Consider the following 1,616-nt stretch of genomic DNA (forward strand, 5'->3'; position numbering starts at 1 on the left):
GGCCGATTCTGTTGAAAAAGTAGCTCCCCTGTCTGGCCTGCGGCAAAATCTCCGCATCGGCCAGCAGGGAAGCACGCAGCATGATGGGACAGTTATCGAGTGGGCAGGAGCGACTGTTTTACTCGTTCAACCTTGAAGATCACATCCCCTCCAATCACCTTCTGCGCAGCATTGATCAGTGTCTCGATCTGAGCGACCTGCGCCATCACCTCGCCGATTTTTACAGCCCAATTGGGCGTCCTTCGATTGACCCAGAGTTGATGATCCGCATGCTGATCGTGGGCTATTGCTACGGTATTCGCTCCGAGCGGCGGCTGTGCGAAGAGACCCATTTGAACCTGGCGTATCGCTGGTTCTGCCGGTTAAGCCTTGAAGATGAAGTCCCCAATCACTCGACCTTTTCCAAAAATAGACACGGCCGTTTTCGGGACAGCGAGCTCTTTCGCTGGCTGTTCAATGAAGTGCTGCGTCGTTGCATGGACGCAGGCTTGGTCAAAGGTGAAGGCTTTGCCGTGGACGCCAGCATCATCAAAGCGGATGCCAGCCGGCAGCGCGGTGTACCGGGTGATGAACAGGTCAACTGGAGCGATCCGGCCCTGAGCACCCGCGCCGTGCGTGAGTATCTTGAGGCACTCGATGAAGAGGCTCTGGCCGAAACGCTACCGAAGCGCCTATCGCTGACTGATCCTCAAGCCCGCTGGACCGCAGCTCCAGGTGGCCCAGCGTTCTACGCTTACTCCACGAATTATCTGATCGATACCGAGCACGGTGTCATCATGGATGTGGAACCCACACCCGCTCATCGCACGGCCGAAGTCGAGAGCACCAAGATCATGATCGACCGGGTCGAAGCGCAGTTCGACATCAAGCCGGAACGCCTCATTGGCGACACCGCTTACGGTACCGCGTCGATGCTGGCCTGGATGGTAGAGGAAAAGGACATCGAGCCGCATGTGCCGGTGTGGGACAAAACCGAGCGCAAGAACGACAGTTTTTCGAGCAACGATTTCCACTGGAATGAAGAGGCTGAGGAATACCGCTGTCCGGCCGGCAATGCATTACGTAGCGAATGGCGAGCCTTCAAAAACGAGCGTTCGCACGTCACCAAAGCCAACACCATCATCTTCCGATCCCGGCAGACCGACTGCGTAGCCTGTCCGCTGAAAGCCAAGTGCTGCCCGAACACTTCGATTCGCAAGATCGTCCGCAGCGTCCATGAAGCCGCTCGTGATGTGGCTCGGCGAATCGCAGCGACACCTGCGTACATTCGCTCTCGCCACGAACGCAAGAAGGTCGAAATGTTGTTTGCCCACCTCAAGCGCATCCTGAAACTGGATCGCTTGCGACTACGCGGCATGAGCGGCGCAACCGATGAATTCACGCTGGCCGCTGCGGTGCAGAACCTGCGTCGGTTGGCCAAATTTACTTCTCAAGGGCCACCGGTTACGGGATAGGTGCGTCTGCACAAAGCAAAAACCCTCAAACCAACCCAATAACCGAGCTGCAAAGCTCAACGAAGAGCCGAGAAACCACTCAATGTGGTGAGTAGGTTCTCCAGTGGTGGTCGTGCCTGAGTTCAAGCGATCTGAAAATCCGACTTTTTCAACAGAATCGGC

Annotated in this window: 1 protein-coding gene; it reads left to right on the plus strand. The window is 56.4% G+C overall.

From position 1 onward, the window contains the following. Positions 1-80: 80 nt before the first annotated feature. Positions 81-1,454, plus strand: coding sequence for a transposase (locus J1G35_RS30550; RefSeq protein ID WP_053139082.1), 1,374 nt, complete (start codon positions 81-83; stop codon positions 1,452-1,454). Positions 1,455-1,616: the final 162 nt, after the last annotated feature.

The sequence above is a fragment of the Pseudomonas sp. SH10-3B genome (assembly GCF_019891415.1).
Lineage (GTDB): Bacteria > Pseudomonadota > Gammaproteobacteria > Pseudomonadales > Pseudomonadaceae > Aquipseudomonas.

Excerpts from the sequence above, each read along its gene's own strand:
- J1G35_RS30550 (WP_053139082.1), top strand. The coding sequence starts at position 81 with ATGATGGGACAGTTATCGAGTGGGCAGGAGCGACTGTTTTACTCGTTC.